Genomic DNA, 23,972 nt, shown 5'->3' with positions numbered 1-23,972 from the left:
AGCCGTTTCCTGCCCGCGGCCTCATGCACCTGTGGCGGCCGGGGCAAACTACGCAGGGGCTGCCCGGCAGGCGGATACATTCGCCTGCGATGGCGTTGGGCATTCGGGCGCGATACGGCCAAGCCTGATTAAGGGGTGGGCAGCCGCTCGGGAAAGGTGGGCCCGGCAGGCGGATCGGGCGAGCGGACAGGAGAGGGCGGTTCATGACAGCTCAGGTCGCGGTCATCGACCGTTCGGAGGCCGAGGATTGGGACGAGATCCTCTGGCAGCACCCGGCCGCCAACCTCTACACGTCCCGGAGTTGGGGCCGCTACAAGAGCCGGCTCGGCTGGACCGTCCGGCAGGTCGCGCTGAACGACAACGGCGCGGATCTCGCCTATATCCAGTATCAGGAGCGCCGCACCGGCCCCGTGCGCCGGATCCTCGTGCAGGGCGGGCCGGTCCTCACGATGCGTGGGCAGTTCCGGGCGGAAGCGGTGATGACCGCCTTCCTCGACCATCTCGCCCTGCGCCCGGCGGACCTGCTCGCGGTGAAGAGCTACCGGCCCCAGGACCCGGAGGGGGTCACCGCCCTGCTGTCGCACGGCTTCGTGCCCGTCGTCGGGGCTCAGGATCACACGATCGAACTCGACCTGACACCGGAGACGGACGCGATCCTGGCCGCGGCCGACCGGCGCTGGCGGCGGGAGGTCAACAAGGCGACGGGACAGTCCGATCTCACCGCCGTTTTCCTGACGGACCCGGACGAGCGGCTGCGGGCCTTCGACACCTTCGTGCGGATGTATGCCGCCCTCCAGCAGCGCAAGGGCTTCTCGAGCGACCTCGACACGGCCGCCTATCGCGACCTCGCGGCGTCCGACCCGCACCTGCTCTTCCTCGAAATCCGCCAGGGCGGAGAGCCGATCCTCGTGCGCATCGTCCACATCGCGCGCGAGCGCTGGACCGATTTCTTCACGGCGTCGGACGAGCGGGCCCGGTCGACCGGTGCGGCCACCCTCGCCGTCTGGCGGATCATCGAGCGCGCCCGGCAGGAAGGCGCCCGCCGCTTCGATTTCGGCGGTGTCGATCCGGCCGGGAACCGCGGCGTCTTCGATTTCAAGCGGGCCTTGAGCCGCAACGTGATCCAGGGCGGTCCGACCTGGATCTACGCGCGCAACCCCCTCATTCGCCGCGCCGCCGCGACCGCCCTGTTCCTGCGCCAGATCTGACCGCGGGCGGGCGAGGGGGGAGGCGAGGGGGCAGAGCCGAGACGAGCTTGCTCCTCGCCTCTCGATGCAACGGCTCAGCCGCCTTGCTTGTCGCGCAGGCTGCCGGCGTCGCCCGAGGTGTTCGTCATCGGTCCGGCGAGGCCGCTGGAATTGGCTTCCGCCGCGTCGTCGCTTTCGCCGTCCTGGTCATTGACCTGCCGGGCGCCGACATGGTCGTGGTACTGCTCGGTCTGGACGTGGCGGCTGTCGAGGCCGCGCTCGTCGGAGTGTTGGGACTTGTCGCGGTTGCTCAGCACCGCGTTCTCGCCGAGGATGCCCTCGGGCAGATCGGTCATGGCGCCGCTGCCGTCGCCCTTGCCCTGCGCGCCGGGCCCCATGCTGTGCCGGTCGGCCTTGGCCATGATGTCGCTCCTGTCGCTGTGAATGACGTGGAGGAGGATCTGGGCTCTGGTCCGAAGAGGGCAAGCTGAGCAGAAGAAAACTTAAAGGTCCCACGCCGGGGAACATTTTTGTCTGCTGGGCGACTGGCGCGTTCTAGCCTTGATATCCAAGACGAGGCTCGCCCAGTACGGCGTACGCGCCGCGGCGGGTCAGCCTCATCGCGATTTCGCTGCCAGCAGCTCGGCAAAGCGTGCCACCAGCCGCCGTCCGACCTCCTCCTTGCCGAGCTTCGGCCACGTCTCGACACGGCTGTCGACGCCGCCGCCGCGGGCGACGAGGTGGACGGTGTTCTCGGTGCCGCCCATGACCCCGCCCTCCGCCGAGACGTCGTTGGCCACGATCCAGTCGCAGCCCTTCCGCGCGATCTTCCGCTGCGCGTTGGCGATCACGTCGTCGGTCTCGGCGGCAAAGCCCACGACGAGGGGCGGGCGCCCCTCGGCGCGGCCGGCGATGGTGGCGAGGATGTCCGGGTTCTCGACCAAGTGCAGCGGCGGCGGCAGGCTGCCGTCCTTCTTGATCTTGCCCGCCCGCATTTCGGCCGGGCGCCAGTCGCCGACCGCGGCGGCGAAGATCGCGAGATCGGCGGGCAGCGCCGCCTCGACCGCGGCGAGCATCTGCCGGGCGCTCTCGACCCGCACCACGGTGACGCCCGCCGGGTCGGGGATCGCCACCGGCCCGGAGACCAGTGTGACGCGGGCGCCGGCCTCGGCCGCGGCGGCGGCGACCGCGTGGCCCTGCCGCCCCGAGGAGCGGTTGGCGAGGTAGCGCACCGGATCGATCGGCTCGTGGGTCGGTCCCGAGGTGACGAGCACGTGCCGCCCCGCCAGCGGCTTTTTCGGGGTTTCGCGGCCGGCCAGGAATCCCAGGCCTTGGCCCCCTGACCGTTGTGCCAGCAGGGCTTCGAGCGCGTCGGCGATCTCGTGCGGCTCGGCCAGCCGCCCGGGGCCGAACTCGGCCTCGGCCATCGCGCCCTCGTTCGGCCCGACCATCGCGACGCCATCCGCCTGTAGGGTTGCGAGGTTTCGCCGCGTCGCCGGATGCAGCCACATCCGCACGTTCATGGCCGGGGCGATCAGGATCGGCAGGGTGGTGGCGAGCAGCACCGTCGCGGCGAGGTCCGGCGCGTGGCCGGTCGCCATCCGTGCCATCAGGTTGGCGGTGGCCGGCGCCACCACGATGGCGTCGGTATCCCGCGCGAGCTTGATATGGCCGATATCGGCCTCGCTCTCCCGGTCGAACAGGTCGGTATGCGCCCGCTCCCCGGCGAGCGCGGCGGCGGCCAGCGGCGTGACGAACTCCTGGGCCGAGTCGGTCAGCAGCGGGCGCACCTGCGCCCCACGCTCGCGCAGGCGCCGGATCAGATCGAGCGCCTTGTAGGCGGCGATGCCGCCGCCGACGATCAGGAGGATGCGGCGGCCGGCGAGGGCGCCCGGAGAAGATAGGGACATGAGCGCAGAACGAAGACTCGTGAGGCGGGCGTCAAGAGCGGGGAGGGGCGTCCCCGAAGAGCCACCAAGCTCCGATGGAGCCTTGTGCGTCAAAGTGTAACGAAGGTTGCAGCTCCTGCCGACTGCAAGGCCTTCATCAGGATTTGTCTCTCAAGATGAGGCAACTAGGAGGGCGGATAGATCGACTTTAGGTTGTTGCAATGCCACTATCCTGCGACGAATCAGTCCGGGAGGGTGATGTGAGCGTTGAGGAAAAGCTGCGTACGCTAGCCGAACGTATCAAGTCACACTCCAGCGCAATGGCGACTGAAGAGGCAGTGAAAACATCGGTCGTATTGCCGTTTCTGGCGGCGCTCGACTATGATGTTTTCAATCCAAATGAGGTCGTTCCAGAGTTCACGGCCGACGCTGTTGGTAAGAAGGGCGAGAAAGTCGATTATGCGATCAAATTTGATGGCGATATTCGCATACTGGTAGAATGCAAGCCGATTACGACGAAGTTAGATAAAATTCACCTCGCGCAACTTTATCGATATTTTTCAGTGACATCGGCCAAATTTGCAATCCTGACAAATGGCCGCACATTTCATTTTCATACGGATCTAGAGGCGCCCAATAAGCTCGATGATCGTCCTTTTCTTACATTCGAGATGTCGGACATTCACGCTCAGACCGTTGCCGAACTGACGAAATTTGCCCGGAGTAGTTTCAACGAAGATGCTATTCTCCAATCTGCCCACAGGCTCAAGTACACGTCTTTGATCAAAAAAGAGATCATGGGCTTATTGGACTCGCCTTCGGAAGAATTTGTTCGAATGGTCGTTGCACCTGTCCAGGCCGGTCGCTTCACGGCGCAGGTGAGAGAGCAGCTCACGCCGCTGGTAAAGGCCGCCTTTCGCGAAATCATCCGTGATTCTGTGCAATCTCGCCTTTCGAATGCGCTCGCCGACACGGCTGCACTGGATATTGCCGAAGCACAGCCCGTTGTGGAAGATGCCGAAATCGTTACCACCGATGAAGAACGCGAAGGTTTCATGATCGTTCGTGCCATTGTGCGGGAGGTCATCAAGGCCGATCGTGTGATTATGCGCGATCAGAGAAGCTATTGCGGCATTTTGATCGACAACAATAATCGTAAGCCGCTTGCCCGGCTTCATTTCAATCGGTCGATAAAATATATCGGCCTTTTCAATGGAGACAAAGAAGAGCGAGTTCGCATCGACAGTCTGGATCACATCTATGAACTGACGGATCGACTTCGTGCAACGGCACGGTTTTACGCTGAAGGCGGGTCACGTAAGGCTGAAGCAGTCAGTTCTGAAACGGTAGCTACTGCTTGATGCGGTGGCATAACAAGCCGTACTTGGCCCAGATGGCGCGCACTTCCTCGTCGGTCGCAAAATCACCGCGCGCTGCGGCCGCCTCCGACTCGTCCAGTTCCGCCTCTTCCTCAGAGGTGAATCGGTAGACGCCCTGGTCCTCGCCCGCATAGCTCCGCGCCATGCGCGCGATCGCGTCCTGCACCTCGGGCGCGAGGTTCCGGGCGGCGGTGATCGCCTTGTCGAGCAGCTCGGTCATGACAGGAGAAAATCGGCCGGTGAGAAGGCCTCTCACTGGAAGGCCAGCACCAGCGCCCCCACCGCGATCCCCCACAGCGCGACCGTCGCCCAGATCGCCCGCCTCCGTTCCAGCCGGGCGATCCGCTCCATCACTTGGATGTTCTGCGATCCCTCCTCGTCGAGGCGGATCATGATGCGGCGGATGCGCTGCGCGATGTCGGGGATGTCGGAGACGACCTCGGCGAGCGTCAGCGCCGCGCGGGCGCCGCCCTCGATCCGGCCGACGGGGCCGAGATGGCGGGCGATCCACGAGCGCACCACCGGTTCGGCGCCGGTCCACATGTCGAGCTGCGGATCGAGCGAGCGGGCGACGCCCTCCACCACCACCATGGTCTTTTGGAGCATGACCAGTTCGGTGCGGGTGCTCATGTCGAACAGGGCGGTCACGTCGAACAGCAGCGTGAGCACCTTGGCCATGGAGATCTCGTCGGCCCGGCGCTGGTGGATCGGCTCGCCGATCGCCCGGATGGCCTGCGCGAAATCGTCCACCGAATGGTGGCGCGGCACGTAGCCGGCCTCGAAATGCACCTGGGCGACGCGGCGATAGTCGCGGGTGATGAAGCCCAGAAGAATCTCGGCGAGGAAGCGCCGCTCGGCGTGGCCGAGCCGGCCCATGATGCCGAAATCGACGGCCACCAGCCGCCCCTGCGGATCGACGAACAGGTTCCCCGGATGCATGTCCGCGTGGAAGAACCCGTCGCGGATCGCCTGCCTCAGGAAGGACTGGATCACCGTGCGGCCGAGCGCCTTCGGGTCGTGGCCGGCCGCGACGATGCCGGGGCGGTCGTTGAGGCGTACGCCGTCGATCCACTCGCTTGTCAGCACGTCCCGCGAGGTCAGGGCCCATTCGGGGCGCGGCGTGCGGAAATCCGTGTCGCCCGCCGTGTTCTGCGCGAGTTCCGACATCGCCGCCGCTTCGAGGCGAAGGTCCATCTCCATGGTGACGGAGCGGGCCAGGATCTCGACCACCTCCCGCGGGCGCAGGCGCTCGGCATCGGGCAGGAGCGCGCTGACGATGCGGGCCATGAACCGCATCGCCTGGATGTCGCGCGCGAACCGCTCGCGCACGCCGGGCCGCATCACCTTGACCGCGAGGTTACGCTGCGTGCCGTCGGCGTCGAGCACCGTCGCCTTGTGGACCTGGGCGATGGACGCCGCGGCCACCGGCTCGCTGAAGGCGGTGAACAGGACCGGGACCGGCTTGCCCAGCTCCTGCTCCACCACCCGCAGCGCCACCCCCTGCGGGAAGGGCGGAACCCGGTCCTGAAGCCGCTCCAGATCGCGCGCCGCGGCCATGCCGACGATGTCGGGCCGCGTCGCCAGGAACTGGCCGAACTTGACGTAGGAGGGGCCGAGCCGGGTCAGCGCCCGCTCCAGCGGGCTGGCACCGGGGGCCGTCGCGATGCCGCGCCGCTCCAGCGAGCGGCCGAGCTTCAGCGCGAGCCGCAGATGCGGCGGCAAGGGCGCCGGGTCGATCAGCGCCAGCCCGCCCTCGCGGGCGAGCACGAAGCCGACATGGGCGCCGCGGGCGAGGTGGAAGACCGCGCCGAGCATCATCGCCTACCCTTCGCGGCCGAACTCAAGAAATCTTCCAGCCGGAATGGATCGCGACGATGCCGCCGGAGAGCCGGCGGTGGCTGACATGGGCAAAGCCCGCCGTCTCGATCATCCGGGCGAACGAGTCGGGGGAGGGGAACTTACGGATCGACTCGACGAGGTACTGGTAGGATTCGCGGTCGCCCGCCACCCGCTCGCCGATGCGCGGGATCACGTGGAAGGAGTAGGCGTCGTAGATCTTCTCCAGCACCGGCAGATCGACCCGCGAGAATTCCAGGCACAGGAAGCGCCCGCCCGGCTTGAGCACCCGGTGCGCCTCGCGCAGCGCCACGTCGATGCGCGGCACGTTCCGGATGCCGAAGGCGATGGTGTAGCTGTCGAAATGGTTCGACGGCAGGGGCAGCGTCTCGGCGTTGCCGGTGACGAAATCGATGCGGCCGTCGTACTTGTGCCCGGCCCGCTCGGCACCGACCCGCAGCATCGCCTCGTTGATGTCGAGCACGGTGACGTGGGTCTCGGGGCCGCCCGCCTCGAGGGTGCGGAAGGCGATGTCGCCGGTGCCGCCGGCCACATCGAGATGGTGGTGGGGCCGCGTGCGCGACGGGCGCAACATCGAGATCAGGTGCGACTTCCAGAGCCGGTGCAGCCCGCCCGACATCAGGTCGTTCATCAGGTCGTAGCGGCGCGCGACCGAGCGGAACACGTCGTCCACCTTGGCCTGCTTCTCGGAGAGGCGCACGCGCTCGTAGCCGAAATCGGCGGTGGCTGCGCTGTCGCCGGCTCTCGGGTCCGTTCCGCTCATCCGATCCTACCTTAGCGCTCGCCCGTCGCCGCTCACGGCGTCGGCCGAGCCTCCTTAGCGAATGCCGGCCGGAACCGCCATGCGGCAGCGGGGATGCGAGGTGGGGCCGGTCGGGGGGAAATCAGCGCCGCAGCGGCCCGCCGACGAGCCAGGCGGGGTCGAACCAGCGGTCGGCCTCGCCGTCGTAGGGCAGGCGGGTGACGTCCCAGTGCTGGATGTATCGCGCGTACACGTTCCAGACCGCGATGCCGCCGCCGACGAAGATGCGGCGGCCGGGATAGCGGGCCAGCACCTGTTCCGGATCCTCGTGCGAACGGATCACGTCGATGGTGCGGTCCTTGAACGCGAATTCGGGCACGGAGGCCACGGTCTTCGGGCCGGCGATCAGCACGTGGCCCATGGTGAGCGCGAAGAAGCGCGTCACGTCCTCGACGAAGAGCGGATCGGTGTTGCCCTCCCAGGGGAGCTGCCCGTTGAGGCCGAGCTGGCCCCGCTGGCCGATGGCGCAGATGCAGCGGACGTCGATCATGGCTGAAACCTGAAAAACAAAGAAAGCGGGCTCTGCCCGCAAGCCCGCCGGAGCCTTGGCCCCGGACCCCGTTACTGGGGTCCGGAGAAGGCGAGAACCCGGTCGCTGGGGAAATCGTAGAGCTTGCCCGTCTCGTTCCATTCGGGGGAGGCGAGGCGCACGAAATGCGGGGCCAGTTCCTCCGGGGTCTTCAGCGTCGCCGGATCCTCGCCCGGCATCGCCGCCGCGCGCATGCTCGTGCGCAGCGGACCCGGATTGAGCAGCATGGCGCGCACCCGCGTGCGCTCGTTCTCGGCGGCATAGGTGCGCACCATCGCCTCCAGCGCCGCCTTCGAGACGGAGTAGGGCCCCCAATAGGCCCGGCATTTCGCGGCCGCGCCCGAGGAGACGAAGACCGCCCTCCCCGCGTCCGAGCGCTGCAAGAGCGGGTCGAACGAGCGGATCAGGCGCCAGTTGGCGGTGACGTTGATCGCCATCACCCCATCCCAGACCTTGGGCGTGACGTGGCTCACCGGCATCAGGTTGCCGAGGATGCCGGCATTGCCGACCACGATGTCGAGCCGGCCCCAGCGCTCGTTGAGCGCCGCACCCAGGCGGTCGATGGCGTCGAAATCGGTGAGGTCGAGCGGCACCAGCGTCGCGTTGCCGCCGGCGGAGCGGATCGCGTCGTCGAGTTCCTCCAGCCCCCCCTGCGTGCGGGCGACCGCGACGACGTGGGCCCCCGCCCCCGCCAGGGCGAGCGCCGCGGCCCGGCCGATGCCGCGCGAGGCGCCGGTGACGACGGCAACGCGGCCGTCGAGAATTCTGTCGGCCATCGGCTTCAGTCCGCCTCGGCCAGCATCGCGAAGCGCTTGGGCCCGGCAATCGCCAGATCCGTCAGCCCGGTCGGGTAGTCACCGGTGAAGCAGTGGTCGGTGTATTGCGGGCAGGCGGCGTTCCGCTCGGTCTCGCCCATCGCCCGGTAGAGGCCGGGGATCGACAGGAAGGCCAGGGAATCCGCGCCGATGTATTGGCGCATCCCTTCGAGATCGTGGGTGGCGGCCAAGAGCTTCTCGCGCTCGGGCGTGTCGATGCCGTAGAAGTCAGGGTACGTGATCGGCGGCGAGGCGATGCGGAAATGCACCTCGCGGGCGCCGGCGTCCCGCATCATCCGCACGATCTTCACGGAGGTGGTGCCGCGCACGAGGCTGTCGTCGACGAGCACGATGCGCTTGCCCTCGACCGCGGCGCGGTTGGCCGAATGCTTCATCCGCACGCCGAGTTCGCGCACGGTCTGGGTCGGCTGGATGAAGGTGCGCCCGACATAGTGGTTGCGGATGATGCCCATCTCGAAGGGCAGGCCGGCCTCCTGCGCGAAGCCCAGAGCCGCCGGCACGCCGGAATCCGGCACCGGGATCACCACGTCGGCCTCGGGGGCTGCCTCGCGGGCGAGTTCCTGGCCGATGGCCTTGCGCACGCCGTAGACGCTCTTGCCGTTCACCACCGAGTCGGGGCGGGCGAAGTAGATGTACTCGAAGATGCAGGGGCGCATCGGCTGCTTCTCGGCAAAGCGGATCGACTCGACGCCGTCCTCCGAGATCACCACCACCTCGCCGTTCTCGACGTCGCGGATGAAGCGGGCGCCGATGATGTCGAGCGCGCAGGATTCGGAGGCGAGGATGTAGCGGCCGTCGAGTTCGCCGAGCACCAGCGGGCGGATGCCCAGCGGGTCACGGGCGCCGATCAGCTTCTTGTTGGTGAGCGCGACGATGGCGTAGGCGCCCTGGATCTGCTGCAGCGCGTCGATGAAGCGCTCGACAATGCGCGGTTTGCGCGAGCGGGCGGCCAGGTGGAGGATCACCTCGGTGTCCGAGGTCGATTGCGTGATGGCGCCGTCGCGCACGAGATCGCGGCGGATCGACAGCGCGTTGGTGAGGTTGCCGTTATGGGCCACGGCGAGCCCGCCGCCGGCGAGTTCGGCAAACAGCGGCTGGACGTTGCGGAGAATCGTGCCGCCGGTGGTCGAGTAGCGCACGTGGCCGATGGCCGAGCGGCCGGCGAGGCGCTCGATCGTGGCGCGGTCGGAGAAGGAATCGCCGACGAGGCCCTGGCGGCGTTCGGAGTGGAACACGCCCTCGTCGTAGGAGACGATGCCGGCCGCTTCCTGGCCGCGATGCTGCAAGGCGTGCAGGCCGAGCGCGGTGATGGCCGAGGCGTCGTCGTGCCCGTAGATGCCGAAGACGCCGCATTCCTCGCGAAGCGTATCCCCGTCGATGTCCAGGTTGCGGACATCGGCGCTCGCGCTGACAACAGACATGTCGATCTCGAATCCTGGAGGCGCGCAGGGCGCGGGCCTCGCATCCGGCACGGCGGGAAACGGCCGGAGACGCTTCCGCTCGCGACCTCTGCCGCGAGGGGTTACGCCGGGACCGTCGTGAAACCGTTACCTAGGCCCGGATCGCGTCGCAACCAAGACCGATTCCAGCATATCGCGCGCAACGCGGCTGCGTTGCTGGCGCAGGACAATCGCTCGACAGCGATCGCCCTGATTCTGTTGCTGGCCTCAGTCGCCGACGCCCGCCACTGCGGAAACTCTCGGCTCCCTGGGCTTATCGCTCCGCTCGATGCTTTCCGGGGTTACACCCTGAAAAGCCCGCTCCGCGCGCCGCGAAGCCGCTTCAGCGCCGGCTCTGATCGCTGGTGAAACGCAGATTTCGGATTCGAGGCGCGGTTTTCCTCAGCGCTTCGGCTCGGACCCGGCCTCGCTGCGGCGCTGGGCGGGGAGATCGGTCTCCGGCGGCGGCTCCTCCGGCCCGTCGCCCTTCGGCTTGCGGAACTGCTTGAGGAAGCCCTCCGGATTGTCGGGCAACTGCGCCACCAGCGCCTCGCCCGAGCTTTCGAGCAGCGACCGGCTCTTGGCCTGGGCCGCCCAATCCGGAACCTTGCCCTGGACGAGCCAAGCCAGGAACACCCAGCCGATCACGCAGATCAGGAAGCCGCGGCCCGCCCCGAACAGGAAGCCGAGCGAGCGGTCGACGGCGCCGATGCGCGAATCGAGCACGAGGTCGGAGATCTTCACCGTCACCAGCGAGACCACGATCAGGGTGGCGAGGAAGATCGAGGCGATGGAGGCGACGAGCGCGACCGTGTCGCTGGAGATGTGCTGTTTGACGGTGGGCAGGAGCAGCGGGTGGAGCGACCACGCCACCGCGGCGGCGGCCACCCAGGCGATGATCGCGAGCACCTCGCGGGTCACGCCGCGCACGGCGGCGAGCAGCGCCGAGACGAGCACGATGCCGAGCACCACGAGGTCGAGGACGGAAAACGGCATCGCAGGATATGGTTCGCTGGGGCGGGACGGGGCAGCCTTGCCCGGACGACGACGGCTCCCCCGGGCCGCGCGTCCGCTCTGGTCTTTAACCATATACCCCGGCGAACCTCGGCCGTCACCTTCGGGCCGCGCTCCGTACGAGCGCCGCCGACATTGCCGCATGTCCGACGCGGCAGAGGGGCAAGCTTCTTCCGGGATCGAGCGTCCCGACGCCGATCCGATCCGCCACGGAGGTCGGCGACGAGAGCGAAATCCCTCGCGGCCGCAGTGGCGCGCGCGGAATGTTTCGCGACTGCTCCGAAAGAGGAAAACATCTTCCGAGCGATCTCGGCTATAACCGGGGTATTCAATATACGGACGGGGTGCGCGGGATGGCCGGGACGATCGACAGGCGCGGTTTCCTCCGGGGATCGGCAGTCTTCGCGGCCGGTGCCGCCGCCGGGTTCTCCTGTATCGAGATCGCGAATGCCGCGCCGATCGCGGTGCCGACGGTCGACCGGTTGTCCCTGCGCGTCCTGATCGATTCGGCCCACGACCAGTTTCTGAAGCCCGCGACCGTGCAGGGCGTGCTGCATCAGCCGCCGGGCAACGGGCGCGGCAGCGATTACCGCAAGGTGCTGCACAATCAGTGGGGCCTGTCCCTCTTCGCCGAATCCTGGCGGGCGGAGGAGGCGCGCACGATCCTGCTCGATTTCGGCTACAGCCCCGAGGCCCTGCTCAACAACATCGAGATCCTGAAGGTCGACCCTACCAAGATCGATGCGCTGATCGTCAGCCACGGCCATCACGACCATTACGGCGGCCTGACCGGGTTCCTCGACAAGTACCGGAGCGCGCTCGCGCCCGACCTGAAGCTCTATGCCGGCGGCGAGGACAATTTCTGCCACCGCCACAGCCCGAGCGGCGTCCCCGGCCAGTTCACCGATTTCGGCCAGCTCGACCGGCGCGAGCTGACGGCGCAGAAGATCTCGACCGTGCTGTGCGAGACGCCCACCGTGGTCGCCGGCCACGCCTTCACCACCGGGCAGATCAAGCGCGCCTCCATCGAGCGCATCCTGCCCAACACCTTCGTCGAGCGCGGCATCACCGACGGGCTGGGCTGCGATGCCAGCCACTATTCGCCCGCCGAACTCCAGGGAAAGATCATCCCCGACGAGCACGTCCACGAGCACGCCACCTGCTTCAACGTGAAGGGCAAGGGCCTCGTGGTGATCTCGTCCTGCGGCCATGTCGGCATCGTCAACTCAGTGCGGCAGGCGCAGGAGGTGTCGGGCATCGAACGCGTCCACGCCATCGTCGGCGGTTTCCATCTCGGACCCGCGCCGAAGGACTACCTGACCCAGGTCGTGGCCGAGATCAAAAAGCTCCAACCCGACGTCGTCGTGCCGATGCATTGCAGCGGCCTGAACTTCGCCCTCGAGGCGCAGGCGCAGATGCCGGACAACGTCATCGTCCCGACGACCGGCAGCCGGCTCGTCTTCAGTGCGTAATCGGACGCTCGCGGCCGGACTGCTGCTCTGCCTGCTCGCGGCCTTCGACCCTGCGCGCGGCGAGACCCCGCCACGCCGCTCGGCCGCCGAGCTGATGGACGTGCTGATGTGGAACCGCGAGCCGGTCGGCGGTCCGTTCGCGCTGATCGATCAGGCGGGGCGGCCCCGGACGGAGGCCGATTTCCACGGCCGGCTCCTTCTCGTCTATTTCGGCTTCACCGCCTGCCCGGATGTCTGCCCCACGGACTTGATGGAGATCGGCCGGGCGCTGACGCTGTTGGGCGAGGCCGGCGACGCCGTCCAGCCGCTCTTCATCACGCTCGACCCCGAGCACGATACCGCCGCGCTGCTGGCGGACTACGTGCCGAACTTCCACCCGCGTCTGGTCGGCCTGACCGGCAGCGAGGCGGCGGTTCGCCGGGCCGCCGAGGCCTACAAGGTCTATTACGCGCGGATTGCAGGCTCTGACGGCGGCCGCGCCATCGAGCATTCCGCCTTCGTCTACCTGATGGATCGGTCGGGCGCCTATCTCGGATTCTTCCCGCCCGGCACCTCGGCCGAGCGGATGTTGACGATCCTGCGGCCGCATCTCGCCGCACGGCCCGCGCCCGAATAGGGCGCCCTCTGATCCGGTCAGGCCCGCGCTACATCTCCTCCTCGAACCGTACCGCCCGGGGCCGACCCCCGCCCTTGCGCGGCGCGCCCGAGGCGATGCCGGCCACGAGGTCGGCGATGTGGCGCAGCGCGTCCGTCGGCAGCGCCCGGTCTCCGGCCTCGCCGCGCCCTTGCGGGGTGATCGCCTTGCCGAAGCCGAGCTTCAGCGCCTCCTTCAGCCGGGCCGGCGCCTGCGAGACCGGCCGCACCGCCCCCGACAGGCCGAGTTCGCCGAAATAGACCGAGTCGGAGGGCAAAGCCGCGCCCGAGAGCGAGGAGACGAGCGCGGCGGCCACCGCGAGATCCGCGGCCGGCTCGGTGATGCGCAGGCCCCCGGCGACGTTGAGGTAGACATCGTGCCCCCCGAGCCGGATGCCGCCATGGGCCTCCAGCACGGCGAGCACCATCGACAGGCGGTTGGGATCCCAGCCGACCACGGCGCGGCGCGGCATGCCGAGCGAGGAGGGGGCGACGAGCGCCTGGATCTCGACCAGCAGCGGGCGCGTGCCCTCCATTCCGGCAAAGACGGCGGTGCCGGGTGCTGCGTGGTCGCGCCCGGCCAGGAACAGGGCGGAGGGGTTGAGCACCTCGGCGAGCCCGGCATCGGTCATCTCGAACACGCCGATCTCGTCGGTCGGCCCGAAGCGGTTCTTCACGGCGCGCAGGATGCGGAAATGGTGGCCCTGGTCGCCCTCGAACGAGGCCACCGCATCGACCATGTGCTCGACCACGCGCGGCCCCGCGATCTGCCCGTCCTTGGTGACGTGGCCGACGAGGATGACGGCCGTGCCCGTGGTCTTGGCGAATCGGATCAACGCCTGGGCGGAGGAGCGCACCTGGGTGACAGTACCGGGCGCCGATTCCACCGTCTCGGTCCACATGGTCTGGATCGAGTCGATGATGACGAGTGCCGGCGGGTGGCCCTGCGACAGCGTCTCGACGATGTCCTCGACATTCGTTTGCGCGGCCAACTCCACCGGGTGCCCCGCCAGCCCGAGGCGCTCGGCGCGCAGGCGCACCTGCCCCACCGCCTCCTCGCCGGAGATGTAGGCGACGCGTTCCCCGCTCTTGGCCATGGCGGCGGAGGCCTGCATCAGCAGCGTCGACTTGCCGATGCCGGGATCGCCGCCGAGCAGGATCACCGAGCCGCGCACGAAGCCGCCGCCGGTGACGCGGTCGAGCTCGTTGATGCCGGACGGCGTGCGCGGCGCCTCCTTGGCCTCGCCGGTCAGACCTTCGAGGGGGAAAACGCGGCCCCGCGCCCGCGAGGGCCGGGTCGCCGCCGGGCCGGATTGGGGGCCGGTGGAGGCGACCTCCTCCTGGATCGTGTTCCAGCCGTTGCAGGCCTCGCAGCGCCCGCGCCAGCGGTTGTAGACCGCCCCGCAGGACTGGCAGACGAAAGTCTGTTGGATCTTGGCCATTCGGGGAGGGGGTGTCTGTGAAGGAGACCGGCGGGACGGCTGTTCGTCACTCTACATAAGAGCGAACATAACGGGAACCCAGACCCGTCAGGATCTCGTAGCCGATGGTGCCGGCGGCGTGGCCCACCGTGTCGATGTCGAGCCTATCGCCGATCAGCGTGGCTTTGCCGCCGCGCCGGGCCTGCGATGCGTCGGTGACGTCGAGGATGATGAGGTCCATCGAGATCAGGCCGACGATCGGACAGGGCACGCCGCCGACCAGCGCGTGGCCGCGATTGCTGGCCGAGCGGGGATAACCGTCGGCATAGCCGAGCGAGAGTGTGGCCAGCCGGCGCGGGGCAGGGGCCTGCCAGCGGCCGTTGTAGCCGCAGGTCGCGCCGGCCTCGACGTCGCGGACCTGCAGGATCGTCGCCTCCAGCCGCACCACCGGCCGCATCGGATTGGGTTGGCCCGGCTCCGGATTGCCGCCGAAGAGCGAATAGCCCGGCCGCAGCAGGTCGTGGCGGGCGTCGTGCGCGAGGCAGGTGCCCGAGGAATTGGCGAGCGAGGCGCGCATCTGCGGAAGGGCCGCCCGCACACGGGCGAAATCGGCGGCTTGGCGCACGTTGAGCGGATCGCCGGGCAGTTCCGCGCTGACGAGATGGCTCATCACGAGGTCGATGCCGGCCCGCGCGATCACGGGCTCGCCGGCTAGCGCCAGGGCTTCCGGTACGGAGAGGCCGAGCCGGTTCATGCCGGTATCGATATGGAGCGCGGCCGGCCGCACGCCCTGCGTGGCCTCGGCCCACTCGGCGAGTTCTTGCGCGTCTCCCAGGACCGGGCGCAGGCGGTGGGCGCAGAACCTCTCCGCGCTGCCGGGCGGCAGACCGTTGAGCACGTAGACCGCGGCGTCCGGCAGCGCGGCGCGGGCGGCGATCCCCTCGGAGAGATGCGCCACGAAGAACGTCCGGCAGCCCGCCCGCCACAGGGCGGGTGCGACCGCCGAGAGCCCGCAGCCATAGGCATCCGCCTTCACCACGGCACCGCACTCGGCCCGCGGCGCGCAGGCCGCAAGCGTCCGCCAGTTCGCCACCACGGCCGAGAGATCGACCGTCAGGCGGGCGCCGTGGCCGCTCGGGAATGGATCGCCCGTGGTCGGGTTTTCCGGGAGGGATTCTAGGGGCGCTATGACAGACTCCTGCGGGGAACGCCCCGGCGGAGACGGGACCGGACCGTCGATCCGGCCACCGATATCACATCTGCTCCGGCATCCGGTCGCTCTGCGCCAGGTTCGAGAACCGGGTGATGTTGGCGTCGAACTGCAGCTCCACCGTGCCGGTCGGGCCGTGGCGCTGCTTGCCCAGGATGACTTCGGCCTTGCCGTGGACGCGCTGCATCTCCGCTTCCCAGGCGAAGAACTCCTCCGTGCCCTCGCGCGGCTTCTTGTTGCCGACGTAATATTCCTCGCGGAACACGAACATCACCACGTCGGCGTCCTGCTCGATCGAGCCGGATTCGCGCAGGTCGGAGAGCTGGGGCCGCTTGTCGTCGCGGTTCTCGACCTGACGCGAGAGCTGCGACAGGCCGATGATCGGCACCGCCAGCTCCTTGGCCAGCGCCTTCATGCCGGTGGTGATCTCGGTCATCTCCTGCACGCGGTTGTCGCTCTTCTTGCCGGAGCCGGAGAGGAGCTGGAGATAGTCGATGATGAGGAGGTCGAGGCCCTTCTGGCGCTTGAGGCGGCGCGCGCGGGCGGCGAGCTGGGCGATCGAGATGCCGCCGGTCTGGTCGATGTAGAACGGGATCGTCTGCATGTCCCGGGCGGCGTCGGTGATCTTGTAGAAGTCCTCCGGGCGAATGTCGCCGCGGCGGATCTTGTAGGACGGCACCCCGGACTGCTCGGCGATGATACGGGTCGCCAATTGCTCGGCCGACATTTCGAGCGAGAAGAAGCCGACGATGCCGCCGTTGACGGTCTGCATGGTGCCGTCGGGCTGCTTCTCGCCGCGATAGGCCTTGGCGATGTTGAAGGCGATGTTGGTCACGAGCGAGGTCTTGCCCATGGCCGGGCGCCCCGCGAGGATGATGAGGTCTGACGGCTGCAGCCCGCCCATCTTGGCGTCGAGGTCGGTGAGCCCCGTGGAGATGCCCGAGAGCTTGCCGTCGCGCTGGTAGGCTTTGGCCGCCATGTCGATGGCCGCGGTCAGCGCGTCGGAGAATTTCTGGAAGCCGCCGTCGTACTTGCCGGATTCGGCAAGTTCGTAGAGCCGGCGCTCGGTCGCCTCGATCTGGTCGCGGGGCCTGGACTCGACGGGGGCCTCGTAGGCGCCGTTGACCAGATCCTCGCCGATGGTGATGAGGCGGCGGCGGATGGCCAGATCGTAGATGGTGCGGCCGTACTCGCCCGCATTGATGACGGTGGTCGCCTCGGCCGCCAGCCGCGCGAGGTACTGCATCGGCGTGACGCCGCCGAGGTCGATGTCGCCGAGATAGGTCTTGAGCGTGATCGGCGTGGCGAGCTTGCCCGCCTTGATCAGCGAGACCGAGACCTCGAAGATCTGGCGGTGCACCGCCTCCATGAAGTGCTCGGGCAGCAGGAAGTCCGAGACACGGTAATAGGCGTCGTTGTTGACCATGATCGCGCCGAGCAGGGCCTGCTCCGCGTCGATGTTGTGCGGCGGCACCCGGTATTCGGGCTGCACCGTCTCGAGATTGGCCGTGAGGGCGTTGGGCAGGGCCATGGCGCTTGTCCGTCGCTCCGATGCGGGCGGGCTGGCCGCCCCGTTTCATGCCCGCCGGACCTTGCCTCGGGATGGTGAAGCCTTCCTTAGCCGACCTCACCGGAGGCGGCTGCGACGCTCATGCCACGGGTGCCGAAACGCGAGACGCCCGCGGCTCCCGGCAACGGGAATCGCGGGCGTCATGCTGGAACGAATTGAGAACAAGTCAACGCCGGAGGCCGGCGCATCCCCGTTCTCCACCGCTTATGCGGCTGTCAGGGGGTTCGAAAGGGCAAGCCCTTTCGCGGGTCCAGGGCGGAGCCTTGGAAGAGATCGGGGCGCTGCCCCGATCCCCCGGCGAAGGGATGATCCCTTCGCAATCCCGGACTTAGCCGCGGTCGTCGGCGCCCTCGCCGGCATCGGCGAGCGCCTGGCCGACTTCGAGGCCGAGGTCGTCGAGGTTGAACTGCTCGCGCTCGGTCACCGACTCGCCGCGGGCCTGACGCTCGGCCTCTTCCGGCGAACGGGCGATGTTGACGGTCACCTTCACCTCGACCTCGGGGTGGAGCGTCACCGGCACGGTGTGCAGGCCCAGCGTCTTGATCGGCTGGTTGAGCACGAACTGGCCGCGCTCGACGCTGAATCCCTCCTTGGTGACGACCTCGGCGAGGTCGCGGGTCGAGACCGAGCCGTAGAGCACGCCGGTCTCGCCGGACTGGCGGATCAGCACGAAGCTCTGGCCGTCGAGCTTCTCGGCCACCGTCTGGGCCTCGTTGCGGCGCTCGAGGTTGCGGGCTTCGAGCTGGGCGCGCTGGGCCTCGAAATGCTTCTTGTTGTTCTCGGTGGCGCGCAGGGCCTTGCCGCGGGCGAGCAGGAAGTTGCGGGCGTAGCCGGGACGCACGTTCACGGTCTCGCCCATCTGGCCGAGCTTGGCGACGCGTTCGAGCAGGATGACTTCCATGGGGCTTCTCCTTGAGGTTGCTTGGAAGCGGGTACGATCAGGCGTCGCCGCGAGCTTTCGGGCGGCGCCGGTCGAGGGCGGTATCGGCAATGCCGAACAGGATCAGGGCGAGCATGGCCACGCCCTGGGTGAGGAACAGCAGCACGTAGAGGCCGGCGAGCAGGGCGAAGCGCCCCGGCCGGCCGCGGCTGCGGTCATGGAAGGCGGCGAGCCCCTGGAGCGCGAAGGCCGCACTGAACGCGCCGATCAGGGCGATGCCGAGCGCGCCGGGATAGCCGGGCACCATCGCCAGCGTCAGGGCGGCGGCGAAGACCAGCAGCGTGGACCGCGGCATCATCGTGGACGGGAGGTCGGGCCAGGGCCGGAGCAGGCGCCCCGAGATCTGCACGATGCGGGCGGCGGCCCAGAGGTAGAAGGTGAACAGGATCGTGAGACCCTGGGCGGCGATCGCGGGCGCGACAGTCGCCAGCGCGTCGGCGACCTCGCTGGCGAGGTCGTCGGCCTTCTGCGGCTCGTCGGTCGGCGCACCAGCCTGCGGCGACGCGTCGGCGGGCTCGGCGTTCCCGGCCGGGGTCTCGTTCGCGGTGCCGCTCGGGGGAGGGGCGGGAATCCGGCCGCGCTGCACCTGAACCTGCACGATCCGGCGGCTCATCGTGGTGAGCTGCGTGCGAAAGGTGTCGTAGTCGGGCGAGGCGATGACGGCGATGGCGATGAAGGCGAGCGCTGCGGTGCCGGCGACCCAGGCGAGCAGGCGCCCGGTGGGATACCACTCGATCGTGCCGTCCGCGTTCGGCCGGCCGAGCAGGGCGAGATAGGCGAGCCACCACGCGGGGATGGCGAGGTAGGCCGCGAAGGCAAGGCCGAGATAGGGCGAGATGAAGAGCGCGAGCGCCAACCCACCCGCAACGACGGCGGCGAGCGCCGCACGATGGCTCCAGCCCAGGCCGACGATGAGGATCGGCAGCGGGGCGAGCAGGTAGAGAAGGATCGAGAGCGTCGTGGCCTTGAGCAGCACGCCGAACAGCAGCGCCGCCACGAGGCCGGCACCGGCGCCGACGGGAATGTCCTTGGTCATAAGGTCCGCTGTCCCGCTGTCCCGTGATGGGCAGGGTTAGGGGCTAAGAAACGAGGCCCCAACGATCGGACGCCCCCTTTTCGGAAAGGCCGCCCTCACGGTGATGGCCGGCCCCCGTGAGGGCCGGCAGAAAACCCTACTTGATGACGTAGGGCAGCAGGCCGAGGAAGCGCGAGCGCTTGATCGCCTGGGCAAGCTCGCGCTGCTTCTTGGCCGAAACCGCCGTGATGCGCGAGGGAACGATCTTGCCGCGCTCAGAGACGTAGCGGGAGAGCAGCTTCACGTCCTTGTAGTCGATCTTGGGAGCGTTCTCGCCCGAGAACGGGCAGCTCTTGCGACGACGGAAGAACGGACGACGGCCACCGCCGCCACCACCAGCACCGAATGCCATGATCAGTTCTCCCCGCCGAAGTTGCGCTCGGGACGGTCGCCGCGATCACCACGGTCGCCGCCACCGAAGTCGTCGTCGCGGCGGCGCGGACGGTCACCGCGGTCGCGGTCCTTCCGGTCGTCGCGGTCGCGCTTCTGCATCATCGCGGAAGGTTCGGCCTCCAGCTGCTCGACGCGGACGGTCATGAAGCGCAGCACGTCCTCGGAGATCTGCATCTGGCGCTCCATCTCGGCCAGGGCGGCCGGGGGGGCGGAGATGTTGAGGAGCGTGAAATGCGCCTTGCGGTTCTTCTTGATACGGTAGGCGAGGGACTTGACGCCCCAGGACTCGATCTTCTCGATCGTGCCGCCACCCGTCTCGATGACGCCCTTGTAGGTCTCGACCATGGTCTCGACCTGCTGGGCCGTCACGTCCTGGCGCGCCAGGAAGACGTGCTCGTAGAGAGGCATTCTTGGGCCTTTCCTTGCCATAAGGAAGCCCGCCCGCGCGTCGCGGGTTGTCGGGCCGGTTCATCCCGCATTCTCTCGGCGCCAAGCCCTTCGAGCCGTGATGATGGCCCGAGCGGTTGATCGAAGGCGGAGACACCGGACGACGGGATTTCTCGGAAGAACACCCTGTGCCGTAAACGGCACCGTCCGTTCAGCCCCCGGCCGGAGCGAACGCGAAGGCCGGGCCTTTAGAGGGATTCGTTCCTTATGGCAAGGGCAGGGGGCCGACGGGCAGGTCGAAATGCAGGACTTCCTCGCGGGTGCCGAGCCGGTCGTAGAGCGCGAGCGCTGGACCGTCGCCGGGATCACCCTGGACGAAGACGACCCAGGCGCCCCGGCGCGCGGCATGGGCCTGAAGCTGCCGGATCAGCGCCGTGGCGATGCCGCGGCGGCGGTGCTCGGCCTCGACGGCGAGATCGTAGAGGTAGATCTCGCGCCGTGCCCGCTCGAACTTGTCGAGTTCGTAGGCGACGAGGCCACCCAGAACGGTGCCGTCGCGCTCCGCCACCAACACCGCGACATGCGCCTTGGCCAGCAGGTCCGCGAGGTAGGCGTCGTCCGGCGGCGTGGCGCCGTAGGTGTCGGGCTCGGCGAAGGCGCGTCCGAACAGGGCGTTGAGGGCGCGCATCGACGGGATATCGCCGGGGCCGAGGCGCCGGACCGTGAAGCCCGGCTCGGACCCATCCTTCCTCGAAGTCATGGCGGAGGCCTATTTCAGGGAGCCGGCGATGGCCTGCTGAATCCCCAAAATGTCGGCGCCGCGCTTGAGCGTGCGCTGGATCGGGTCGAGCCGCCCCGAGACCCAGATCTTCAACTCCGAATCCATGTCGAAGCTGCCCGCGGTCTCCACCGAGAACGAGGTGATCGCGCGGTAGGGCACGGTCAGGTACTCGACCTTGCGGCCGGTCATGCCCTGGCGATCGACCAGGATCAGGCGGCGGTCGGTGAAGACCATCAGGTCGCGGATCACCTTGAAGGCGACGCGCACGCTCTCGCCCGGCGCCAGCACCCCGGCGAGCTGCCGGTCCACCTCGTCCGCGGAGAGGTCGCTGCCGTGCCCGAGCAGCCCGTCGAGTAAGCCCATCACGCGTCTCCTGCTTTGTCTCCGGCAGGATGTGGGGACGGCCCCGCTCGCGTGCGAGGGAAGTTTGCGCTCAGCGATGGCGGCGCTTGCGCGGTTTCTGTCCCTTGTGCGGATGGGCCTTGCGCTGGGTCCGGTCCATGCAGCTCGCCCAGATGCGGCGGCCGATCTCGCGCAGGCCGAGATTGAGCGGGTCCGGGGCGGAGAAGACCTGCGCCCGCGCCTCGCTGCGGCAGAACGCGTCCTCCGCGCTGCGGATCGGCGGCTCGCTCTGCGCGGCGGCGGGCGACGGCCCGAGGCCGGTTCCCATGCCGATGCCGAGAAGCGTGCCGAGAAGCAGGCCGGCCGCGGTCAGACCGCGCCGGGCCGGCAGACCGAAGTGGTTGCCCAGGACACGCAATGCTCGGCCCTCCCTGTTCGGCCCCGGCGCTCGCTGCCGCGCGCATCTGCGGCCATCGAATCGCCTCTCGCAAACCGTCCGCCCCACCTTCGTCGCCGGGGCGAGAACGGTCCGCGACCGGGCTCTGTGTGCGGCACTCTAACGTCGTGGGAAACAGGCTTGCCAAGCCTTGTCGGTCGATTGCAGCCACCAACTGCGTCGTCTGCCCACAGAGAATGCCGCCGGTCGTCCGGCCGGGTGCCGTCGAGCGGTCTCGCATCGCGTCATGACGAGGCGGAGGGGCAAAAGAAAACGCGCCGGGCTCGAAGCGTCCGGCGCGCGTGGTCGTGTCGAAAACGGCCGATCGGTTTGGCGGATCGGCTTTGCGGCGCTCCCGGAGGTCCGGGGGCGTCCGCGGGAGGCTCAGCGACGAATCTTGACGTTGGCCTTGCGGGCGGCATAGCGCGCGTCGCGGGCCGCCTTCTTCTCCGCGGCTTCGGCAGCCTTGCGCTCGGCAAGTGCGGCGGCCTCGGCGGCCTCGCGGGCGAGCTGAGCGGCGAGCTCGGCTTCCTCACGCAGGCGCTTCTCCTCCGCCGTCTTCCGCTCGGTCTCGATGCGGATGCGCTCGCGCTCGCGGGCGCGCTCGTCACGGGCGCGGGCGACCTCGGCACGCGCCTGGGCCTTCGCACGCATCTCCGGATCGTCGAGCGGTGTCCGGGCCTTGAACTTCTCGAGCAATGCCGCCTTAGCGGCCTGGGAGTTCTGACGGCGGTCTTCGAAATTCCTGAAGTCGAATGCGCTCATATGACCTTTCTCATGCATTGAAACGGCCGGATGCCGGATCAGTCACAGTCCGGGCAGCCTGGACTCGGATCGAGCCACTTATAGACCGGCGCAGTCGATGCACGAGTGCGCCGCAACACGCAACAGATGTCGCCCCTGTTCGGGGCGACTCCAGTAACATTTTCGGACCTGTTGCGGTATGGGATCAGGTTTTAGGGCAGGAACTCCAAGGGTCCAGCCTCAGCTGACCTGCAGGTTGACCGCGGCCGGTTTGCCGCTGCGGCGGTCGTTCTCGACGTCGAAGCTGACCTTCTGCCCCTCGACCAAGCCGCGCAAACCCGCCTGCTGGACCGCAGAGATATGCACGAACACGTCCTTGCCCCCGGTATCGGGCTGGATGAACCCGTAACCCTTGATCTCATCGAACCATTTCACGGTACCAGTCTGCATCCGGGTTCCTCCTCCGCTCACCGCGGCACCCCGTATGAAATGCGTCCCGTCCTCGGCCGAAAAGGCCGTCCCGTTCGTCGAAGCGAGCGAGGAAAAAAGCCGGCGCCGCGTCCCTTCCGGGGGCATCGAAGGCCTTGCCAAAGGCAGCCACCGATCGACGGTGCCGCAATGGTTAGATTCGATGCGGTAGCGGTGCAAGCGGCGCAAAGGTTTCCGCCAAGCACTGCTCTTCACGCAAAGCGGACATTCGAGGCAAAAACTTAGCCATTCGGGACAAGTACGCTGGTCTGGCACCGGACGTGACCGATTTGCCTCCGCGTAACATTGTCGTGACGACAACATTTGTTGGGAGGATTGCCGCAAGCGATCGCTGCTGCTGATTCGAGCCGTCGATCCGTACGGTCATTGTCGCCGCATCCCGAAGACGCGCGGCCGGCATGAAGTGATGTCGGGGGGCGGGGAGGAGATGGGCGTGTTCTCGGGCACGAAAAAGGGCCGGTCGCCCGGCCCCATTCCGTCGTCTCATCAGAGTGACCCCACCCCGACCGCGGTCGATCGAGGCAGGACTCCTGAAGCTGAGGGGCTCGCCCCCGATCAGTAATCGTAGCCGCGACGGTCGTAACCACGGCGCTCGTACCGGTCGCGATCCCGGAAGCGCTGCTCGCGGTAATACCCGTCGCGGTCGCGCCTGCGCATCTCGCGGCTGTCGTCGCGATCGCGCTGCGCCCGGGACCGGAGATCGAGCCCCGGCCGTCCGTCCGGACCAATGGTGATCGACTGCGCGGAGGCCGGCACCGCGGCGATCATGGTCGCCGCGACGATTGTGCCGGCGAGCAGGGTCGTCATGGTCTTCATGAGGGATCGCTCCTTTGTTGGTTAAGACGACAATGCATCGTCCCCGGAGCGGTTCCAGTATCTTGCCATCGGCAGATCCATCGCGTCTGGACTTTCCGGATGAGGAGAAGGCGCAATTCGCCGAACATCAATCTTCGCGTCCGGGCGCCTCCGAAGGCCGACATCGTCCTTCGATTGGTGGCGTTGCGGATTGGGATGTGGGCGGAATCCCCGGAGCGAAATCCGGGTCCTGTTCCTCCCAATACATTCATGGGAGCGAGCCCGTCGTGTCGATGATCCGTCTTCGTCCGGGCTTGCCCTCCGCTCACCCCATACGCCGCGGCGCGGCGAT

The 23,972-nt window shown here is 68.1% G+C and carries 26 protein-coding genes; 4 read left to right on the top strand and 22 right to left on the bottom strand.

Going from position 1 to position 23,972, the window contains the following annotated elements:
* The first annotated feature begins 203 nt into the window (after positions 1–203).
* The gene (locus MKK50_RS24710) at positions 204–1,208 is read left to right on the top strand and encodes a lipid II:glycine glycyltransferase FemX (protein ID WP_499025831.1); all 1,005 of its coding nucleotides are present in this window, start codon (positions 204–206) and stop codon (positions 1,206–1,208) included.
* A 74-nt stretch (positions 1,209–1,282) separates the two neighbouring features.
* Here MKK50_RS24710 and MKK50_RS24705 read toward each other — a convergent pair whose 3' ends face one another.
* Both MKK50_RS24705 and coaBC read right to left on the bottom strand, forming a co-directional pair.
* Complete coding sequence (locus MKK50_RS24705; RefSeq protein ID WP_499025830.1) at positions 1,283–1,609, bottom strand: hypothetical protein; 327 nt, start codon at positions 1,607–1,609, stop codon at positions 1,283–1,285.
* A 195-nt stretch (positions 1,610–1,804) separates the two neighbouring features.
* Entirely contained in the window at positions 1,805–3,097 is a 1,293-nt protein-coding gene (gene coaBC, locus MKK50_RS24700; RefSeq protein WP_499025828.1) for a bifunctional phosphopantothenoylcysteine decarboxylase/phosphopantothenate--cysteine ligase CoaBC, read from the bottom strand.
* A 239-nt stretch (positions 3,098–3,336) separates the two neighbouring features.
* On the opposite strand from coaBC, the gene MKK50_RS24695 reads away from it, so the two are divergent.
* Positions 3,337–4,437: a type I restriction endonuclease gene (locus MKK50_RS24695; RefSeq protein ID WP_499025827.1), complete on the top strand. Its 1,101-nt coding sequence runs from the start codon at positions 3,337–3,339 to the stop codon at positions 4,435–4,437.
* On the opposite strand, the gene MKK50_RS24690 is transcribed toward MKK50_RS24695, so the two are convergent.
* The 7 genes from MKK50_RS24690 to MKK50_RS24660 all read right to left on the bottom strand — a co-directional run bounded on the left by MKK50_RS24690 (position 4,427) and on the right by MKK50_RS24660 (position 10,914).
* A complete protein-coding gene (locus MKK50_RS24690) occupies positions 4,427–4,675 on the bottom strand; it encodes a hypothetical protein (protein WP_499025826.1) in 249 nt (82 codons plus the stop codon). The two genes, MKK50_RS24695 and MKK50_RS24690, sit on opposite strands and share 11 nt — an antisense overlap.
* 32 nt (positions 4,676–4,707) lie before the next feature.
* Complete coding sequence (gene ubiB / locus MKK50_RS24685) at positions 4,708–6,270, bottom strand: 2-polyprenylphenol 6-hydroxylase (protein ID WP_499025846.1); 1,563 nt, start codon at positions 6,268–6,270, stop codon at positions 4,708–4,710.
* A 25-nt stretch (positions 6,271–6,295) separates the two neighbouring features.
* The gene (gene ubiE, locus MKK50_RS24680; protein WP_499025825.1) at positions 6,296–7,075 is read right to left on the bottom strand and encodes a bifunctional demethylmenaquinone methyltransferase/2-methoxy-6-polyprenyl-1,4-benzoquinol methylase UbiE; all 780 of its coding nucleotides are present in this window, start codon (positions 7,073–7,075) and stop codon (positions 6,296–6,298) included.
* A gap of 121 nt (positions 7,076–7,196) precedes the next feature.
* Positions 7,197–7,604, bottom strand: coding sequence for a dihydrofolate reductase (locus MKK50_RS24675; protein WP_499025824.1), 408 nt, complete (start codon positions 7,602–7,604; stop codon positions 7,197–7,199).
* A 71-nt stretch (positions 7,605–7,675) separates the two neighbouring features.
* Entirely contained in the window at positions 7,676–8,419 is a 744-nt protein-coding gene (locus tag MKK50_RS24670; protein WP_499025823.1) for an SDR family NAD(P)-dependent oxidoreductase, read from the bottom strand.
* A gap of 5 nt (positions 8,420–8,424) precedes the next feature.
* On the bottom strand, positions 8,425–9,900 hold the full coding sequence (gene purF, locus MKK50_RS24665; protein WP_499025822.1) for an amidophosphoribosyltransferase: 1,476 nt from the start codon (positions 9,898–9,900) through the stop codon (positions 8,425–8,427).
* Between the two features lie 420 nt (positions 9,901–10,320).
* Positions 10,321–10,914: a CvpA family protein gene (locus MKK50_RS24660; protein WP_253370064.1), complete on the bottom strand. Its 594-nt coding sequence runs from the start codon at positions 10,912–10,914 to the stop codon at positions 10,321–10,323.
* A 371-nt stretch (positions 10,915–11,285) separates the two neighbouring features.
* Here MKK50_RS24660 and MKK50_RS24655 point away from each other — a divergent pair, with 371 nt between their 5' ends.
* Together MKK50_RS24655 and MKK50_RS24650 are read left to right on the top strand one after the other, a co-directional pair.
* Positions 11,286–12,404 carry an MBL fold metallo-hydrolase gene (locus MKK50_RS24655; protein ID WP_499025821.1) on the top strand — a complete coding sequence of 373 codons (1,119 nt, stop codon included), beginning with the start codon at positions 11,286–11,288 and terminating at the stop codon, positions 12,402–12,404.
* Positions 12,397–13,020: an SCO family protein gene (locus MKK50_RS24650; RefSeq protein ID WP_499025819.1), complete on the top strand. Its 624-nt coding sequence runs from the start codon at positions 12,397–12,399 to the stop codon at positions 13,018–13,020. The genes MKK50_RS24655 and MKK50_RS24650 overlap by 8 nt, the downstream gene beginning before the upstream one ends.
* A 28-nt stretch (positions 13,021–13,048) precedes the next feature.
* On the opposite strand, the gene radA is transcribed toward MKK50_RS24650, so the two are convergent.
* The 13 genes from radA to MKK50_RS24585 all read right to left on the bottom strand — a co-directional run bounded on the left by radA (position 13,049) and on the right by MKK50_RS24585 (position 23,641).
* The gene (radA, locus tag MKK50_RS24645) at positions 13,049–14,479 is read right to left on the bottom strand and encodes a DNA repair protein RadA (RefSeq protein WP_499025817.1); all 1,431 of its coding nucleotides are present in this window, start codon (positions 14,477–14,479) and stop codon (positions 13,049–13,051) included.
* A gap of 46 nt (positions 14,480–14,525) precedes the next feature.
* A complete protein-coding gene (gene alr / locus MKK50_RS24640; RefSeq protein ID WP_499025845.1) occupies positions 14,526–15,647 on the bottom strand; it encodes an alanine racemase in 1,122 nt (373 codons plus the stop codon).
* Between the two features lie 64 nt (positions 15,648–15,711).
* Positions 15,712–17,199, bottom strand: coding sequence for a replicative DNA helicase (locus MKK50_RS24635; RefSeq protein ID WP_056201164.1), 1,488 nt, complete (start codon positions 17,197–17,199; stop codon positions 15,712–15,714).
* 367 nt (positions 17,200–17,566) lie between these two features.
* A complete protein-coding gene (gene rplI, locus MKK50_RS24630; protein WP_004446280.1) occupies positions 17,567–18,139 on the bottom strand; it encodes a 50S ribosomal protein L9 in 573 nt (190 codons plus the stop codon).
* A gap of 37 nt (positions 18,140–18,176) precedes the next feature.
* Complete coding sequence (locus tag MKK50_RS24625; RefSeq protein ID WP_253370057.1) at positions 18,177–19,214, bottom strand: DUF2232 domain-containing protein; 1,038 nt, start codon at positions 19,212–19,214, stop codon at positions 18,177–18,179.
* 136 nt (positions 19,215–19,350) lie between these two features.
* Positions 19,351–19,605 carry a 30S ribosomal protein S18 gene (gene rpsR, locus MKK50_RS24620; protein ID WP_004446294.1) on the bottom strand — a complete coding sequence of 85 codons (255 nt, stop codon included), beginning with the start codon at positions 19,603–19,605 and terminating at the stop codon, positions 19,351–19,353.
* 2 nt (positions 19,606–19,607) lie between these two features.
* On the bottom strand, positions 19,608–20,054 hold the full coding sequence (rpsF, locus tag MKK50_RS24615) for a 30S ribosomal protein S6 (RefSeq protein ID WP_499025815.1): 447 nt from the start codon (positions 20,052–20,054) through the stop codon (positions 19,608–19,610).
* A 244-nt stretch (positions 20,055–20,298) separates the two neighbouring features.
* A complete protein-coding gene (locus MKK50_RS24610) occupies positions 20,299–20,793 on the bottom strand; it encodes an AAC(3)-I family aminoglycoside N-acetyltransferase (protein ID WP_499025814.1) in 495 nt (164 codons plus the stop codon).
* A gap of 9 nt (positions 20,794–20,802) precedes the next feature.
* Positions 20,803–21,177 carry a PH domain-containing protein gene (locus MKK50_RS24605; protein WP_499025812.1) on the bottom strand — a complete coding sequence of 125 codons (375 nt, stop codon included), beginning with the start codon at positions 21,175–21,177 and terminating at the stop codon, positions 20,803–20,805.
* Positions 21,178–21,247: 70 nt separating this feature from the next.
* The gene (locus MKK50_RS24600) at positions 21,248–21,574 is read right to left on the bottom strand and encodes a hypothetical protein (RefSeq protein WP_253370050.1); all 327 of its coding nucleotides are present in this window, start codon (positions 21,572–21,574) and stop codon (positions 21,248–21,250) included.
* A 402-nt stretch (positions 21,575–21,976) separates the two neighbouring features.
* Positions 21,977–22,357 carry a DUF6481 family protein gene (locus tag MKK50_RS24595; RefSeq protein ID WP_253370048.1) on the bottom strand — a complete coding sequence of 127 codons (381 nt, stop codon included), beginning with the start codon at positions 22,355–22,357 and terminating at the stop codon, positions 21,977–21,979.
* A gap of 219 nt (positions 22,358–22,576) precedes the next feature.
* A complete protein-coding gene (locus MKK50_RS24590) occupies positions 22,577–22,786 on the bottom strand; it encodes a cold-shock protein (protein ID WP_253374008.1) in 210 nt (69 codons plus the stop codon).
* 594 nt (positions 22,787–23,380) lie between these two features.
* Positions 23,381–23,641: a hypothetical protein gene (locus tag MKK50_RS24585; protein ID WP_253370046.1), complete on the bottom strand. Its 261-nt coding sequence runs from the start codon at positions 23,639–23,641 to the stop codon at positions 23,381–23,383.
* Positions 23,642–23,972: the final 331 nt, after the last annotated feature.

It is taken from the genome of Methylobacterium sp. J-043, from assembly GCF_022829505.1.
Classification (GTDB): domain Bacteria; phylum Pseudomonadota; class Alphaproteobacteria; order Rhizobiales; family Beijerinckiaceae; genus Methylobacterium; species Methylobacterium extorquens_A.
The sequence above is the reverse complement of the archived record's forward strand: the minus strand, read 5'-3'. Positions and strand labels throughout refer to the sequence as shown.

What these genes read in the sequence shown, in the direction of transcription:
- MKK50_RS24710 (WP_499025831.1), top strand. Translation starts at nt 204, where the DNA reads ATGACAGCTCAGGTCGCGGTCATCGACCGTTCGGAGGCCGAGGATTGG.
- MKK50_RS24705 (WP_499025830.1), bottom strand. Translation starts at nt 1,609, where the DNA reads ATGGCCAAGGCCGACCGGCACAGCATGGGGCCCGGCGCGCAGGGCAAG.
- coaBC (WP_499025828.1), bottom strand. Translation starts at nt 3,097, where the DNA reads ATGTCCCTATCTTCTCCGGGCGCCCTCGCCGGCCGCCGCATCCTCCTG.
- MKK50_RS24690 (WP_499025826.1), bottom strand. Translation starts at nt 4,675, where the DNA reads ATGACCGAGCTGCTCGACAAGGCGATCACCGCCGCCCGGAACCTCGCG.
- ubiB (WP_499025846.1), bottom strand. Translation starts at nt 6,270, where the DNA reads ATGCTCGGCGCGGTCTTCCACCTCGCCCGCGGCGCCCATGTCGGCTTC.
- ubiE (WP_499025825.1), bottom strand. Translation starts at nt 7,075, where the DNA reads ATGAGCGGAACGGACCCGAGAGCCGGCGACAGCGCAGCCACCGCCGAT.
- MKK50_RS24675 (WP_499025824.1), bottom strand. Translation starts at nt 7,604, where the DNA reads ATGATCGACGTCCGCTGCATCTGCGCCATCGGCCAGCGGGGCCAGCTC.
- MKK50_RS24670 (WP_499025823.1), bottom strand. Translation starts at nt 8,419, where the DNA reads ATGGCCGACAGAATTCTCGACGGCCGCGTTGCCGTCGTCACCGGCGCC.
- purF (WP_499025822.1), bottom strand. Translation starts at nt 9,900, where the DNA reads ATGTCTGTTGTCAGCGCGAGCGCCGATGTCCGCAACCTGGACATCGAC.
- MKK50_RS24660 (WP_253370064.1), bottom strand. Translation starts at nt 10,914, where the DNA reads ATGCCGTTTTCCGTCCTCGACCTCGTGGTGCTCGGCATCGTGCTCGTC.
- MKK50_RS24655 (WP_499025821.1), top strand. Translation starts at nt 11,286, where the DNA reads ATGGCCGGGACGATCGACAGGCGCGGTTTCCTCCGGGGATCGGCAGTC.
- radA (WP_499025817.1), bottom strand. Translation starts at nt 14,479, where the DNA reads ATGGCCAAGATCCAACAGACTTTCGTCTGCCAGTCCTGCGGGGCGGTC.
- MKK50_RS24635 (WP_056201164.1), bottom strand. Translation starts at nt 17,199, where the DNA reads ATGGCCCTGCCCAACGCCCTCACGGCCAATCTCGAGACGGTGCAGCCC.
- rplI (WP_004446280.1), bottom strand. Translation starts at nt 18,139, where the DNA reads ATGGAAGTCATCCTGCTCGAACGCGTCGCCAAGCTCGGCCAGATGGGC.
- MKK50_RS24625 (WP_253370057.1), bottom strand. Translation starts at nt 19,214, where the DNA reads ATGACCAAGGACATTCCCGTCGGCGCCGGTGCCGGCCTCGTGGCGGCG.
- rpsR (WP_004446294.1), bottom strand. Translation starts at nt 19,605, where the DNA reads ATGGCATTCGGTGCTGGTGGTGGCGGCGGTGGCCGTCGTCCGTTCTTC.
- rpsF (WP_499025815.1), bottom strand. Translation starts at nt 20,054, where the DNA reads ATGCCTCTCTACGAGCACGTCTTCCTGGCGCGCCAGGACGTGACGGCC.
- MKK50_RS24610 (WP_499025814.1), bottom strand. Translation starts at nt 20,793, where the DNA reads ATGACTTCGAGGAAGGATGGGTCCGAGCCGGGCTTCACGGTCCGGCGC.
- MKK50_RS24605 (WP_499025812.1), bottom strand. Translation starts at nt 21,177, where the DNA reads ATGGGCTTACTCGACGGGCTGCTCGGGCACGGCAGCGACCTCTCCGCG.
- MKK50_RS24595 (WP_253370048.1), bottom strand. Translation starts at nt 22,357, where the DNA reads ATGAGCGCATTCGACTTCAGGAATTTCGAAGACCGCCGTCAGAACTCC.
- MKK50_RS24590 (WP_253374008.1), bottom strand. Translation starts at nt 22,786, where the DNA reads ATGCAGACTGGTACCGTGAAATGGTTCGATGAGATCAAGGGTTACGGG.
- MKK50_RS24585 (WP_253370046.1), bottom strand. Translation starts at nt 23,641, where the DNA reads ATGAAGACCATGACGACCCTGCTCGCCGGCACAATCGTCGCGGCGACC.